This window comes from Verrucomicrobiia bacterium (assembly GCA_036405135.1).
GTDB lineage: Bacteria > Verrucomicrobiota > Verrucomicrobiia > Limisphaerales > JAEYXS01 > JAEYXS01.
The window spans coordinates 38761-52961 of sequence record DASWYF010000032.1 but is presented as its reverse complement, the minus strand read 5'-3'; the positions used below and the strand labels follow the sequence as shown (position 1 = coordinate 52961).

The following is a 14201-nucleotide window of genomic DNA, read 5'->3' as shown; positions in this document are numbered from 1 at the left end:
GCGGGCTAAACTCACGAACTCAAGTCGTACACTCATCAGGTCTTTCACAGGCCATGGCATAATTACGACACACTCCCATACCTCTCCCATGTGTCCACCATGTCCCCGCACACCTGTCCACCTTGTACCCAGTCCATACAGAGAGGAGAGGGAGAAGAGGTTGAGCGTTCGGACGTTTTTATTCCCCATCTGGGTTTATCTGTGTCCATCTGTGGTTGAACCAGTCTTTTACTTGATGGTGGTCAGGACTTGGACGAGGGCTTTTTCTTTTTCGGCGCCTTCGAAGTAATCCAGCGCGCGGAAGTAGCGGGGCCATTCGTCTTTTTCCGCCTGACGGTTGATGATGAGTTTGCCGAGCAGGGCGGGCGTTTGCGTGGCGCGGGAGCGCCAGATGAGGTCGCGGCCAGCGGGCGTGTTCCAATTATCGCCTACGGCGGTGAGCCAGGCACCGAGGAAAGCGTCCCATTGTTTATCGGCGCCGATGCCGAGGGCTTCGAGATACCAGCGGTCTTTGCCATCGTGTTGTTGCGCGAGCTTCACCCAGAGGGCGGCGGCTTCGGGCGATTGGCTGCCGCGCAGGGCGATGGCGCATTCGCGGCGGACTTGTGGATTGGTATCGCTCGCGAGCGTGCTGATGGCGGTGATGAGGTCGTAGGTGAGTTCGCTGCCGACATTGGCGGCGACATCGCCGACGGTCTGCTTCTTGCCGCCGAGGGCGTTGAAGAGGGTGTTCACGGCGGCTTTCGTGGCGGCGCTCTTGAGCTGCTTTTTATCGTTCGCAGCGGCTTCGTTGATGCGCGCCCAATCGAACTGGCGGGCGATGCGCAGGCCGGTGATGCGGATGTTCGCGTCGTTATCGCGCAGGGCTTCTACGACGTAGGTGCGTTCCTTGCCGGGGATGCGGGCGAGGGCGTTCAGAGCGCGAGCGCGTTGGCGGGCATCAGTGCCGCGCCAGACTTTCACGAGGTCAGCCTCGGCTTGAGCTCCGAGGGCGCGGAGTTTTTCCCAAGCAAGATAGCGCGTGGCGAGGTTGGGCGATTGCAAGGCGGCGACGGCACCGGCGGCGGTGTCGAGATTCAGCTTGGGCACGTTCGGTTTGTGGCCGGTGGGGGCGACACGGTAGATGCGGCCGCGCATGGTGGCGAGTTCGCGATCGGCCATGTTATGACCGCCCACGCCGGCGTCGTTCCAATCGGCGATATACACGGAGCCATCTGGCGCGGTGCAGACATCGGCGGGGCGATACCAGGAATCACCACTGGTGAGGAGATCGAGCGTGGTGGCTTTGTAACCGGCGCCGTCATTCTGCACGGGATAAGCGCGGACGGTGCGCGGACCGGCATCGCAATGGATCATCTGGCCCTGAAATTCTTTCGGCAGGAGCGTGCCTTCATAGATCATGATGCCGGTGGGTGAACCGGAACCGGTGACGAGAAGATTCGGCATCACACCAGGATCGTTCTGATACCAATGTTGATTGGGCACTTCCTTCTCCATGTTTGTGCGTTTGGTGCGCCAGCCTGCACCGGTGAGTTCGTGGCGGTAACCGTAGTTGCCGAACTCCATGACGTAATTGATGCGCACGCCTTTGTTGCCGTCGTCATCGTTGTCCGATTGCCAGAGGGTGCCGAAGGAGTCGATGGCGGTTTCGTAGTTGTTGCGGAAATCCCACGCGAGGGTTTCGAGTTCGCTGCCATCGGGATTGCAACGGAAGATGACGCCTTCCTGATAGGGCTTGCGGCTGTTGTTCACGAGGTTGCCCGCCTTATCCGTGACGGGTTCCAGTTCGAGATTCGTGATGGGGCCCTTCAGCGCGACGGTGGCGTTGCCTTTCGGGCGGCTGAGTTTTTGGAATTCATTGCCGCAGTTGAAATAGAGTTTGCCATCCGGGCCGAAGACGAAGGCGTGCATGGCGTGATCGTGATCGCCTTTGGAGCCGTCGTGGAAGAGGACTTCGCGAGTGTCGGCCACGTCATCGCCGTTCGTATCGGTGAGGATGAAGGCGTAGGGCGAAGCGGAGACGATGACTTTATTACCGAGTACGCAGATGCCGAGGGCGGCGTTGATGCTGGGGTCTTGGTAGAAGACTTTCGTTTTGTCGGCTTTGCCGTCGCCATTGGTGTCTTCGAGGATGACGATGCGGTCACCGTCTTTGCGTTGCACGCCCCATTGCTTGTTCATGTGGGCGGAGACGCGGTAGTTCGCGCCTTCGGTGACCCACACGCGGCCTTTCGCATCGATGTCGAGATCGGTGGGGTTCACGATGTCGGGTTCGGAGGCGAACACGGTGGCTTCGAGACCGGCGGGGACGATGAGTTTGGAAGCGTCCAAGGCGGCGGCTTCCGGGCCAGAACCGCGTGGTTTACTGCCGGTGTCGGCGGCGGTGTTCAGGTAACCGGCGGGCGGCTGATTCGTGAAGACCATGAACTGGACGGTGGAGCCGCAGCCTTGATCGGTGCCGCCGTTATCGAGACCGGCCTTGGATTTGAAGCGAGTAAAGCCTTGGCCGGTGAGATCGAATTCAATGACAGAGGGAGCGTGGGTGCCGATGCCGTAGGCAATGGATTGGCCGCCGACTTTGAGGGGCTTGCCATCGACGTTGGCGTTCACGCGGGCCTGACCGAAGCCTTGCGTGGAGTTGCGCCATTTGAGGTCGGTGAGTTTGGTTTCGCCCTTGGGACCGATGAGGCGGGGCTCGACCCAGTCGGCCCAATCGCAGCCGACACCGTCTTCACCGGGGGTGACGACGAGCCAGAGGGAGTTGGCTTTCGTGACGTCGATGTCGATATCGACGAGGCCCTTGCCGATGATGGCGCTCTTATAGAGCGGGCCGGAAGCGGCGATGGTGGTGGCAGGCTTGGGGGCTTCGGCGGCAAAAGTGGACGTGACGACCGAGAGGCAGAGGAAGGTCGTGAGGAACGGTGTTTTCATCGGTGGGAGGATGGTAGGCGATGAAGAGAGAGGGCTCAAGTGAGGAGTCGTTTTAATGACGAATGACCAAGCACGAATGACGAAGGAACCGGTTGCACCGGAGGCCAGCAATGACCAATGATATGGGGAAACATCGAACTCCGAACATCGAGAGAATGGAAGTTAGAGCCTCCTTATCCCGCATGCGGGACTGCTACAGATTGAAGAGCGAGGACGACGACGAGAACGAGGACGATTACGATTTGGAATTTCAGTGACTTGTTAAGGGTTCGGCGTTAGATGGCGGGGTATGTTGCGGATCGGGTATTTGGCGGATCATCCTGAGTTCATTCCGGTGATTGCGGAGTGGTATTTTCGGGAGTGGGGGAAGTATCGGGCGGGGGATTCGGTGGAGCGGAGGATCGGGCGGTTGACGGAGGCGGCGAATCGACGGGCGGTGCCGACGGTGATTGTCGCGTATGAGGGGGACAGGATATTGGGTTCGGCGATGTTGGTGGCGTGTGATATGGAGTCGCGGAAGGAGCTGTCGCCGTGGGTGGCGGGGGTGTTTGTGGAGGCGGCGGAGCGCGGGAAGGGGATTGGTGCGGCGTTGGTGGAACGGGTGATTGAGGAGGCGAAGGCGCTGGGGTTTCCGTGGTTGTATTTGTTCACGTTTAGCACGGAGGAATATTATGCGCGGTTGGGTTGGGAGGTGGTGGAGCGGACGGAGTATCTGGGGGCGGGGGTGACGGTGATGAGGTGGGATCTGTTATCGGATGAGGAGATTTTGAGAAGGGATGCGGAGATGGAGAATGGGAAGGTCGCACCGATGATACATGAGGAATTTGTGAGGCGGGTGAGGGAGGGGCGGAAGCGTCCGCCTGGCGGGTGAAAGTTCTATGCGGGTAAATTGGATGTGCGTAGTTTCATTCGGGCGCGCCCTTACTGCCGGCAAGATGCCGGGCAGCACATTGTCGTGGGCGTTTGGATGCACAGAAAGTGAAACGCCGCGACCATTTCTGGCGGCGGCGTTGAGATTCGAAGAGGGGACAGGCGAGGGCGCCTGTCCGACTATGGCAGCCGGGGGCGACTGCCCCACTACCGTTGAGCTGGCAGCCGAGGGCGGCTGGTAGATTTTGCTTACTTCTTTTCTGCGGGCTTGGGGGCTGGCGCAGCGGCGGGTTTCGGGACGTTTTTCACGTCGAGGTTTTGCATGAGTTCTTCCTGGGTGACTTGAGATTTCACGCCGTCGTCAGGGACTGGGGCTTTGGTGAGCCAGACGAGGGCGTTCAGCACGATCTTACGCTGATTGTCGTTACCCCAGTTCATATGAAAGTGACCGCCGGTGAAGCCGAAGGCGCGACCGCCATCGGGGCGTTCGGTGGCCCACATCATGATTTCATCGCGGCCTTTGGCTTCCTGGATGTGCGGATAGGGGCCTTTCGGATGGACGTAGGGGCCATCGCGGACGGCGTCGCTGGGCTTGGCGACGAGGAGCGGGGTGATGCCTTTGATGTCATCGCGGAAGCGCATGTTGAAATACCATTCGTCTTTGGTGCTGAAAGGTTTCACACCGTTGGCGATAGGGTGTTTTGGAAAGCTCTTATAGTCCGGTTCCCAGATGGGGTTCACGGAGAAGGCGTTTTCATAGTGACCGCCCATCCATTCTTTGAATTCTTTGCCAGCTTGGGCGGGCACGATTTCCACGCCGTAATGGCCGCAGCCGAAACCGACGCCACGGGCGATGTGTTTTTTCAGGGTTTCCAGATGGTTGCCTTGGACGGCGGGATGGCCGCCACCGCCATCGGCGTAGATGAAGATGGCGTCGGCGGTGTCGAAGGTCTTTTCATCGCTGACCCAGCCGTTGGTGTGCACCTCCACGGTGAGGCCGGGATAGCCTTGCAGGCATTTCTGCAGGAGCAGAGAGCCCGCGCGAAACTCGTGCATGAGGGGCGGATGGCTGGGCTTGCCCGCGATGATGACGAGTTTGCGGTTCTGGTCCGCAGCGGTGGCGGTAAGCGACGTGGCCAAGAGGGCCAGGAGCAAAAGGCTCAGGATGCGTTTCATAGATACGTAAAGGTGACGTGGGAGGAGGGTAGGGTATTCAGATGGGGAGGGAAAGGGGGAAACAGTATGGCCGCAAAAAGGCACAGAAGGCACAAAGAGGAGGGGAAAACATTGGGCTTTAGCAGGGCGGCCCGTTGAGCCTGAAAGGGTGCTTCTATGTCCCGTGGGATGGGGCTTGGCGAAATTGTTCAGCAGTTGACTCTTCTACCCGGAGGAAATGGGGATTGCTTCGGCAGGATTCAATGAAGGTCTGGAGTGCGGAGGGGTGGGTGAGTTCAAGCCGGATATGTTGCGCGTCTCCAGTGCGCTTCCGCGCGGCACCAAGTATGTAACCCGTCTCAAGGTCAGGGAAAAAGTGGAACTGATAATAGGCGGCGTCTTCGTTTTGGAAAATGAGTTTGAGGTAGTGCACGGATGGTTCTTCAGGTGCAGGAGGCGGGGTGACTTCAGGGGCGTCAGCCGGGAGATTGCCGGTGTCGAAGCTGATGAGGTATTTATCTTTCAAATGCAAATCATCTCCGAGTTCTAAGAGCAGGGTGGATAACTGAAGAGGGAAGTCCGAAGCCTGATCGTCCAGTTGCGCGAGAAGTTCAAAGAGTGCGCGGGCGGTCAGTTGGTTGGCGACCTGACGGATGCGGCTGTCGGTATCCAAACCGTAAACTGACCTTCGAGAGAGGATGATGTCCGCGATCTGATCTGGTGAAAGTTGAGCCATGGTGATTAATGCGGGTGAGGTGTAACGCGGCGTATCTGGTGGTTGATTAAGGCGGGATTGAGGGAGTTTGACAAGGACGGGAGTATTATCAGGGGTAGAGCCTCGTTACCTCGGCTGCTACTTTAAGAGGGGGAACCCGCTTTGGGGTTGGGGATTTAAGGGGGCTTTCCCAACGTAGCCCGCTCGCGGAGTCGCGGGCAACGTTGGGCTTTGGGACGTGACCCCGTTGTGGGCGGAGGATGAGGTGTTCGTTTAGGTATATGGCGTTTTGGGAGCTGACTTTGCTTATGGGAGTTGCTGCGGGTCGGAGACCCGCGCTCCATTTTCGAGCCGGGCCGGAGGCCGGCGCTCCGCCAAGTTGTTTGAATGGTTGCTACCTGTTTCAGCGTCTCATACTATGAGTGACTGACTCATGCGTATTCGTGTGTACATTTATTTGGTTTTGATGATGGGATCGGCTCTGGCGTTGCAGGCGGCGGAGACGGCTTCGTCTTCAGCGGCGGCTTTGGGGCGGTTCACGAAGGATATCAGTCCGGTGATCCAGAAGTTTTGCACGGATTGTCATGATGGGGAGACGAAGAAGGGCGGGATCGATCTGACGGCGTTGAAGTTCGATCTCTCTGATGCGAAGGCTTTTGGGACTTGGGTGAAGGTGCATGATGCGGTGGAGTCCGGCGAGATGCCGCCGCCGAAGAAGGATCAGCCATCCAAAAAGCAGCGCGGGGCGTTCATCGAGGCGCTGACGGAGACGATGGTGGCGGCAGATGAGGAGCGCGCGAAGACGGTGGGGCGCTCGGTGTGGCGTCGGCTGAACCGGTATGAGTATGAGAATTCACTGCGGGATCTGTTGGGTGCGCCGTGGCTTCAAGTGAAGGAGATGTTGCCAGAGGATGGAGAATCGCATCGCTTCAACAAGGTGGGTGAGGCGCTGGATGTCTCGCATGTTCAGCTCGCGCGGTATTTGCAGGCGGCGGATTATGCGCTGCAAGAAGTGGTGAAGGCGCAGGCGTTGAAGGTGCCAACGACGACGAATCGTTACTACGCGCGGGATCAGCGGTCTTTTACGGGTAAGCTGAAGTTCAGCGAGTTCAATCGCAGTCCCGAACGCGCGACGTTTCCGATGCTGAATTACACGGCGCAGAAGGATGTGCTGGAGGGGACGGCTCCGGTGACGGTGGGGGATAAGAATCCGGCGATCCGCGAACAGGAGGGGATCGGTGTGGTGGCGAGCGCGTATGAGCCGCTGGAGATCAAGTTCACGAATTTCAAAGCGCCCGCAGCGGGTTTCTACAAGCTGCGCATCTCGGCTTACACGTTCTGGGCGGCACCGATAAGCCAGGCGCGGTGGTGGACGCCGGATCGCACGAACACCTCGATCGGGCGTCGCGCGGAACCGGTGGAGGTCTATGCGGAGACGCCGCCGCGACTCTTGCGCAAGCTGGGTGGTTTCGATGCACAGATCGAGCCGGGTGTGCATGAATTGCAAGCGTGGTTGCTGGAAGGTGAGACGGTGAGGCCGGACCCCGTGCGTTTGTTCCGGTCACGTCCGCCCGCTTGGAAGAATCCGCTGGCGACGAAGGAAGGGCAACCGGGTGTGGCGTATCGCTGGCTGGAGGTCGAGGGGCCGATCTATGATGACAAGCTTACGAAGACGCAGAAGTTGCTCTTCGGCGATCTGCCGCTGAAGGTGGATGCGAAGAAGCAGATTACGGTGGAATCGAAGAATCCGAAGACGGATGCGGAGCGGTTGCTGAGGAATTTCATGGCGCAAGCGTATCGACGGCCCGTGGAGGAGGTGGATGTGCAGCGGTTCCTGAAGGTCATCCATACGGCGATGGGTTCGGGGAGCAAGTTCATGGAGGCGATGATCGCTGGTTACTCGGGTGTATTGTGCTCGCCGGGATTTGTGACGCTGGAGGAGAAGCCGGGCAAGCTGGATGATTACGCGCTCGCCTCTAGGCTCTCGTATTTTCTCTGGAACTCGGCGCCGGATGCGGAACTGCGTTCGCTGGCAGCGAAGGGCAAGCTGGGGCATCCAGATATGTTACGGGCACAAACCGACCGGCTTTTGAAAGATCCTAAGGCGCAGAAGTTCGTGAACTCGTTCCTGGATTACTGGTTGGATCTGCGGCATGCGAGCGCGACCTCGCCGGATGCGACGTTGTATCCTGACTATTACCTCGATGATGCATTGGTGGAAGACGCGGTGGATGAGACGCAGATGTTCTTCGCGGAATTGTTGAAGAGCGATCTGCCGTCGCGGAACCTGATCAAGTCCGACTTCACGATGTTGAACGAGCGGTTGGCAAAGCATTACGACCTGCCGCCGGTGGAGGGGATTCATCTGCGGCGCGTGCCGTTGCCGAAGGGCAGTGTGCGCGGCGGATTGATGACGCAGGCGAGTGTGCTGAAGGTGACGGCGAATGGCACGACGACCTCGCCGGTCTTGCGCGGCGTGTGGATCATGGAGCGGATCATCGGTAAGCCGCCACCGCCTCCGCCGCCGAGTGTGCCAGCGATTGAGCCAGACACGCGCGGAGCGGTGACGATCCGTCAACAGCTGGAGAAACATCGCGAGCTGGCGACGTGCGCGGGCTGCCATACGAAGATCGATCCGGCGGGTTTCGCGCTGGAGAACTTCGATGTGATGGGCGGCTGGCGGACGGAGTATCGCGCGCTGGGCAGCACGAATAATGTGGTGCCGGGCTATGGCAAGAACGGGCAGCCGTTCACGTTCCATCCGGGGCCGGTGGTGGATGCGAGCGGGGAATTGCCGAACAATGGCGGGAAGTTCCAAGACATCCAGAGCTTGAAGGAATTGTTGCTGAAGGATGACCGGCAGATCGCGCGGAACCTGACGCGGCAATTGGTGGTTTACGGAACGGGTGCGGCGGTGCGATTTGGTGATCGCGCCGAGGTGGAGGAGATATTGGATCGCGCGAGCTCGAGCCATTACGGCGTGCGCTCGGTGATTCAATCGATCGTGCAGAGTGATTTGTTCCGGAATAAGTAATTGAGCGTTGGCAGTGGATGGAAAAACGTGGCATAAATATTTAGAAGCACATGAATAGCAAGCAATCCGATATGTTCGGCTCGTTCATCTCCACGAAACGGGCTTTGCCGCGTCGCCAGTTCCTGAAGGCGGCGGGTGTGTTGCTGGGTTTGCCGATGCTCGAGGCGATGACGCCGGCGTTTCTGAACGCGGCGGAGAGTGCGGCGGCCAAGCAAGCGCCGCGTCGTATGCTGGGCGTGTGCAATAACCTGGGTCTGTTGCCGGAGAATTTCTTCCCGACCGGCGCGGGCAAGGATTACAAGGCTTCGACGTATCTCGAGTTGTTGCAGGCGTATCGGAAAGATTTCACGGTGTTCAGCGGGGTGTGGCATCCGGATGTGGATGGCGGGCATCCGGCGGATAACTGCTTCCTCACGGCGGCACCGCATCCGGGCAGTGGCGGTTTCCGCAACACGATCTCGCTGGATCAATACATTGGTGAGCGCATCGGGCATCTGACGCGGTTCCCGACGATGACGCTCGGCGTGAACGTGCAACAGGGTTCTCGCAGTCTTTCATGGACGGGTGGCGGCGTGCTCATTCCGTGTGAAGAGAGCGCAGTGAGTGTTTACAAGAAGCTGTTCCTGCAAGGCTCGAAGGAGCAGGTGGCGCAGCAGGTGCGGAAATTGCAACTGGGCGAGAGCATCATGGACGCGGTGGCGGACCAGACGAAGTCGCTGCAACGCGATCTCGGGGTGCGGGACAAGGATCGCTTGGACCAATACCTCACGGGTGTGCGCGAATTGGAGCAGCGGATGGTGATGTCGCGCGAGTGGGAGAATCGGCCGAAGCCGAAAGCGCCGGTGGCGGCACCGCTCGATCCGGCCAGCCCGGCGGAATATATGGAGAAGGTGCGTCTGATGTATGAGATGGCGCGGCTGGCGTTTGAAACGGATTCCTCACGGGCGGTGACGTTGCTGCTGGATAGCGTGAATTCACCGGTGCTGGATCTGGACGACATGCACATCACGGATGGTTATCACAGTCTGTCGCATCATGGTAAGAACGACAAGAAGCTGGCACAGTTGAAGGCGATCGATGAATGGCACATGAAGTTGCTGGCGGAATTGTTCGGCAAGCTGAAGGGCATCAAGGAACAGGGCGAGACGCTGCTGGATCGCTCAATGATTTTGTACGGTTCGAATCTCGGCAATGCGAACACGCATGTGACGACGAATCTGCCGGTGCTCTTCGCGGGTGGCGGGTTCAAGCACGGTCAGCATCTGGCGTTTGATACGGTGCACAATTATCCGTTGCCGAACCTGTTCGTGAGCATGTTGCAACGGATGGGGTTGGAGACGGACAAATTTGCGACGAGCACGGGAACGATGCGGGGATTGGAGATGGCGTGATATTGTAGTGCTTGTTAAGCGCTCGGCGTGCTCACTCCTCACCCTCGATCCCTCTCCTCGTTGCTGAGCATTACCCACAAGTCTATAAAGTGTGGAATGATCAGACTAGGGACAGAGAGGGTTGGGTTTTGCGAAGGCCGGTTCCATTTGAGGATACGGCGGTGAAGACCAAAGTTAGGGCAAAGAGGTTCCGACAAAGAATCGGGACAAGCCGCCTTTGCCCCACCTTGATAAGGGAGTTCCCGTTGGTTGGACGCTGGTGACCACTTATGGGTAATGCTCAGCCTCATTAGAAGAGAGGGATGAACGATGGACGCCTCGCAGTTTTCCATGGCGGTTTGAGGAGGACGTTACGTTTTACATCTCGAATGGTAAGTCTTGTTGAGGGGGAATCGGTAAATGTTTCGTTATGTGGACTTGCAAACAGTGTGGGGAGAAGCATGAGGAGGCGTTTGATGCATGCTGGAGTTATGGGCTGACGAAAGGGGGGACACCAGCCCAAGTGGCATCCGAAGATGTCCGATATGAGACGGGGCGACAGCGGATGAATTGTCTGCGATGCAGTACGGTTTTGGAGCTGGGGGTGGTATAAGCCAGCCGGGCTGATTTTTTTGCTGGTTTGGCGGTTTTATAACCGGTATCCTAAGGTTTTAACATTCAATCATTAAGGAGTTATAGAAGATGCTACGGAAATTTTGGTGCCTGATGGCGGTTGCTGCCGCAATTATTTTCAACCCCGTGGTGGCTCGTGCCGCGGAGGCGTTGAACAACGCTGCTGTAATCGAGATGCAGAAGTTGGGGCTGGGTGAGGGTGTGTTGCTGGAGAAGATACGCAGTTCCAAAGGCACTTATGACGTCAGCATCAAAGGATTGGGAGAACTCAAGAGCGCAGGTGTCACAGACAATGTGATCCAGGCGATGATCGCGATGACGTCGGCCGGGCAGGTGGCTGGCGGCCAGATGGCGTCGGGTGACGTGAACAACCCCAGTTCACCGCATGAGGCGGGCATCTGGATTTACGAAGAGGTGGACGGCAAACCGAAGATGACGATGCTTGAGCCATCCGTCTATAATCAAGTGCGGTCGGGGGTGGCGTTTTTCGCTGCGTATGGGCAATCGGCGAATCGCGAAGCGGTGATCCGCAGTGCGAAGGCGAATACTCAGACGACTAATCGCAAGCCGGTGTTTTACTTTTATTTTGAGAAGACCCAGGGCGGATTGAGCGACAACAACTCGGTGACGAGTGCAAACGAATTCACACTGGCGCAGTTCAAGGTGGATGCGAAGCAGAATGTGCGGAAACTGATCGTGGGATCGTTCAACATCTATGGTGGTTCCAAGTCCGGACCGGATGAAAAGGCGGTGCGTTCATTTGATTTGGAGAAGCTGGCTTCGGGCGTATACAAGGTCACGCCCCGTGAAGATTTGGCTAATGGTGAGTATGGATTCTTTTATGGCGGTACCACTAGCATCGGACCCTTCATGGTGGCGAATGATAATGGCGGGAAAATCTTCGATTTCGGCGTGAATGGTTCACCTGAGACGGAGCCGAAGGCGGCGAAGAAAAAGACGACCACGATGCCGAAGAGGTAAGCGGAAACCGATTTTCAGAACCGGTCATGGGAGAGATCCTCTGGCCGGTTTTTTATTAGTCTGAAATCGATCGCGACGTCTAAGACGAGTTGCAGTTTTACTTACCCCAGCAGCTTCTTGCGGATCTTGCCGTGGGCGCTGGTGAAGGGGAGGTCGTGGAGTTTATCGAGAGGATACCATTCACCGAGTTCGGCGGGGAGTTCGGCGCGCGGTTTTATTTCTGCACGAAAAGCTTCGAGGGTGATGCGGTAGCGGGTGATGGAGTGTTTGATGGTGCAGAGGGGTTCGGTTGTCGTGAAGGCTTGGCTCCAGGCTTGTTGCGCGGCGTTTAGCGGGTCTTTGGTTTTCAGTTCCACTTCAATATTTGGGAATTCCCAGAGGCCAGCGTTCACGACGCCAGTGGGGCGTTGGCGGACGAGGACTTTAGGTCCTTGCTGGATGACGTAGGCGAAGAAGCGGCGCTGGGTAGCGGCGGCGCGTTCGCCGAGATTGGGGAGTTCGCTCTGGCGTGAGTCGCGATTCGCGATACAGGCTTTTTGCAGAGGGCAAAGGAGACAGGCGGGCGCGATGGGGGTGCAGATGGTGGCACCGAGTTCCATCAGGGATTGGTTGAGGTGCGAACAGTTGGTGCCGGAGGATGGTTTTCCCGAAGACTGGCACCCCTCATCCTCAATCCTTCTCCCCTCCGAGGGGAGAAGGAGGTTGGACGCGCTATGTTCTTTCGAGGTGCGCTTGGCATCCGATTTATTAGGCCTCCTCTCCCCGGCCCTCTCCTGCCGAAGTTCGGCCTCCCTATTGGAGGAGAGGGAGATGGGAGCTGCGGGGAGTTTGAAAGCTTCGGTGACTAGTTCCTCGGCTATTGCCCACAGACGGTTCGTGGTTTCCTTTTCTTTCGCGTTTTCACTGATGCCATAGAAGCGGGTGAGGACGCGGATGACGTTGCCGTCCAGCAAAGGAACGGGTTGGTTGAAAGCGATGCTGCCGATGGCTCCGGCGGTGTAGCGGCCGATGCCGGAGAGGGCGAGAATGTCTTCATGTGTCGTAGGGAATTTGCCGTCGTGGCGCTCGATGATTTGGAGTGCGCCTTTTTGGAGGTTACGGACGCGGGTGTAGTAGCCGAGGCCTTCCCAGAGTTTCAGCAGCTTTTGTTCGGGGGCTTCAGCGAGTGATTGGATGGTGGGGAGTTCGCGCATCCAGCGTTCCCAATAAGGAATGACGGTCTTCACCTGCGTCTGCTGGAGCATGATCTCGGAGACCCAGATGGCGTAGGGATCGGTGGTGCGGCGCCAGGGAAGGTCGCGGGCGTATGCGCGGAACCATGCGAGCAGATTGGCGACTGGGAAAGCCGGTGACGACATCGGCTGCAAAGTAGTGAGTGGAGCGGGAAGGGCCAATAATTAAAACGGAAACAGCGGACAGCGAACGGGGGAATAGTTAGCCACGGATGAAACAGGATCACACAGATATGGGAAGGGGTGGAGGAAGATTATGAGTGTCAGAGTTTCTCAGTGATGATGGTTTTTTCGCGAGGGGGGACGATTTCTTTGGCCCAGAGGGCGAAGGCGGCTTTGGTGCAGCTTTCGGCGCGGCGGCGGTTTTCACCGGCTACGGTGCGGAAGATGACGATTTGGCCATCGGGTGATTCATCAACGACGTGGCGGATGCAGAGGGCTGCGCCCGTGGCGCCGTTAGAGTAGCAGCCACCAAGTTTGATCTGCTCGGGTTGCAGGTGGGAGCCTTGGGCGTGTTGGCGGGCGAGCTCGTAGATCTCGGCAAGGTCTTCCTCGGTGACGTCGATGAAGGAGCCCATCTGTTTCAGGGCGTAGGAGAGATGTTCCGGGGAGATGGCGGGATCGATGGGTTTCGTGACGGGATGAGGTTGCAGGAAAGTGGGGTAACGCCGCCAGGGGAAAAACCAGTTCAGGGCGATGGCGGTGAGGAGCAGGATGCTGGTGTTCAACAATACCGGGAGGAGGACGAAGAGGTAGCCGAGATCATGAATCTGGCTGCCGCCCAAAACAGCGGTGAGGGCGGTCGCGCCACCGGGGGGATGGATGCAGCCGAGATAATACATGACGATGATGGCCAGACCTACGGCGAGTCCACTGGCGACAAGCGGATAGTGGCAAAAGCGGGTGACGGTGACGCCGATGAAAGCGGAGATGGCGTGGCTGCCGATGAGTGGCCAAGGCTGTGAAAGCGGACCATGAGGGACGGCGAAGAGCAGTACAGCGGATGCGCCCATGGAGGCGACGACGAGGGGCAGTCCGGCATCGCTCAGAAATAAAGAGGAGAGGCCGAGCACGCAGAGGATGCCGATGAACGCGGCGATGCCGGAGATGAGTTTCTCCGCGTGACCGCCGGGGCCGAGTTCGAAGCTGGTTTTCCTGTCTGTTTTACCTAGCATATCAAAAAGGAGCGGGAAGCTAGCAGGGCGGGGGAGGAATGCAAATATATCGTGATGGGATACTTTTCGGATGGCTAATGACGAAATCCGAATGACCAAGGAATG

9 protein-coding genes are annotated in these 14201 nt (G+C 58.1%); 4 read left to right on the top strand and 5 right to left on the bottom strand.

Annotated elements, in window-relative coordinates; genetic code table 11:
* Positions 1-228: 228 nt before the first annotated feature.
* The gene (locus VGH19_15370) at positions 229-2931 is read right to left on the bottom strand and encodes a PVC-type heme-binding CxxCH protein (GenBank protein ID HEY1172746.1); all 2703 of its coding nucleotides are present in this window, start codon (positions 2929-2931) and stop codon (positions 229-231) included.
* A 289-nt stretch (positions 2932-3220) separates the two neighbouring features.
* On the opposite strand from VGH19_15370, the gene VGH19_15365 reads away from it, so the two are divergent.
* Positions 3221-3802, top strand: a complete 582-nt coding sequence (locus VGH19_15365) for a GNAT family N-acetyltransferase (protein HEY1172745.1) — start codon at positions 3221-3223, stop codon at positions 3800-3802.
* A 248-nt stretch (positions 3803-4050) separates the two neighbouring features.
* Here the strand turns inward: VGH19_15365 and VGH19_15360 are convergent, their stop codons facing one another.
* The gene (locus tag VGH19_15360; protein ID HEY1172744.1) at positions 4051-4977 is read right to left on the bottom strand and encodes a ThuA domain-containing protein; all 927 of its coding nucleotides are present in this window, start codon (positions 4975-4977) and stop codon (positions 4051-4053) included.
* A 154-nt stretch (positions 4978-5131) separates the two neighbouring features.
* On the bottom strand, positions 5132-5692 hold the full coding sequence (locus tag VGH19_15355) for a hypothetical protein (GenBank protein HEY1172743.1): 561 nt from the start codon (positions 5690-5692) through the stop codon (positions 5132-5134).
* Between the two features lie 412 nt (positions 5693-6104).
* Between VGH19_15355 and VGH19_15350 the strand changes: the two genes are divergently transcribed.
* The 3 genes from VGH19_15350 (at position 6105) to VGH19_15340 (ending at position 11689) form a co-directional block, all read left to right on the top strand.
* Positions 6105-8705, top strand: coding sequence for a DUF1592 domain-containing protein (locus VGH19_15350; GenBank protein ID HEY1172742.1), 2601 nt, complete (start codon positions 6105-6107; stop codon positions 8703-8705).
* Between the two features lie 50 nt (positions 8706-8755).
* Positions 8756-10096 (top strand): DUF1552 domain-containing protein, encoded by a 1341-nt coding sequence (locus VGH19_15345; GenBank protein ID HEY1172741.1) that lies wholly within the window; start codon positions 8756-8758, stop codon positions 10094-10096.
* A gap of 681 nt (positions 10097-10777) precedes the next feature.
* Positions 10778-11689, top strand: a complete 912-nt coding sequence (locus tag VGH19_15340; GenBank protein HEY1172740.1) for a hypothetical protein — start codon at positions 10778-10780, stop codon at positions 11687-11689.
* A 101-nt stretch (positions 11690-11790) separates the two neighbouring features.
* Here VGH19_15340 and VGH19_15335 read toward each other — a convergent pair whose 3' ends face one another.
* Together VGH19_15335 and VGH19_15330 are read right to left on the bottom strand one after the other, a co-directional pair.
* The gene (locus tag VGH19_15335) at positions 11791-13047 is read right to left on the bottom strand and encodes an A/G-specific adenine glycosylase (GenBank protein ID HEY1172739.1); all 1257 of its coding nucleotides are present in this window, start codon (positions 13045-13047) and stop codon (positions 11791-11793) included.
* Positions 13048-13184: 137 nt separating this feature from the next.
* Positions 13185-14096 (bottom strand): HPP family protein, encoded by a 912-nt coding sequence (locus VGH19_15330; protein ID HEY1172738.1) that lies wholly within the window; start codon positions 14094-14096, stop codon positions 13185-13187.
* Positions 14097-14201: the final 105 nt, after the last annotated feature.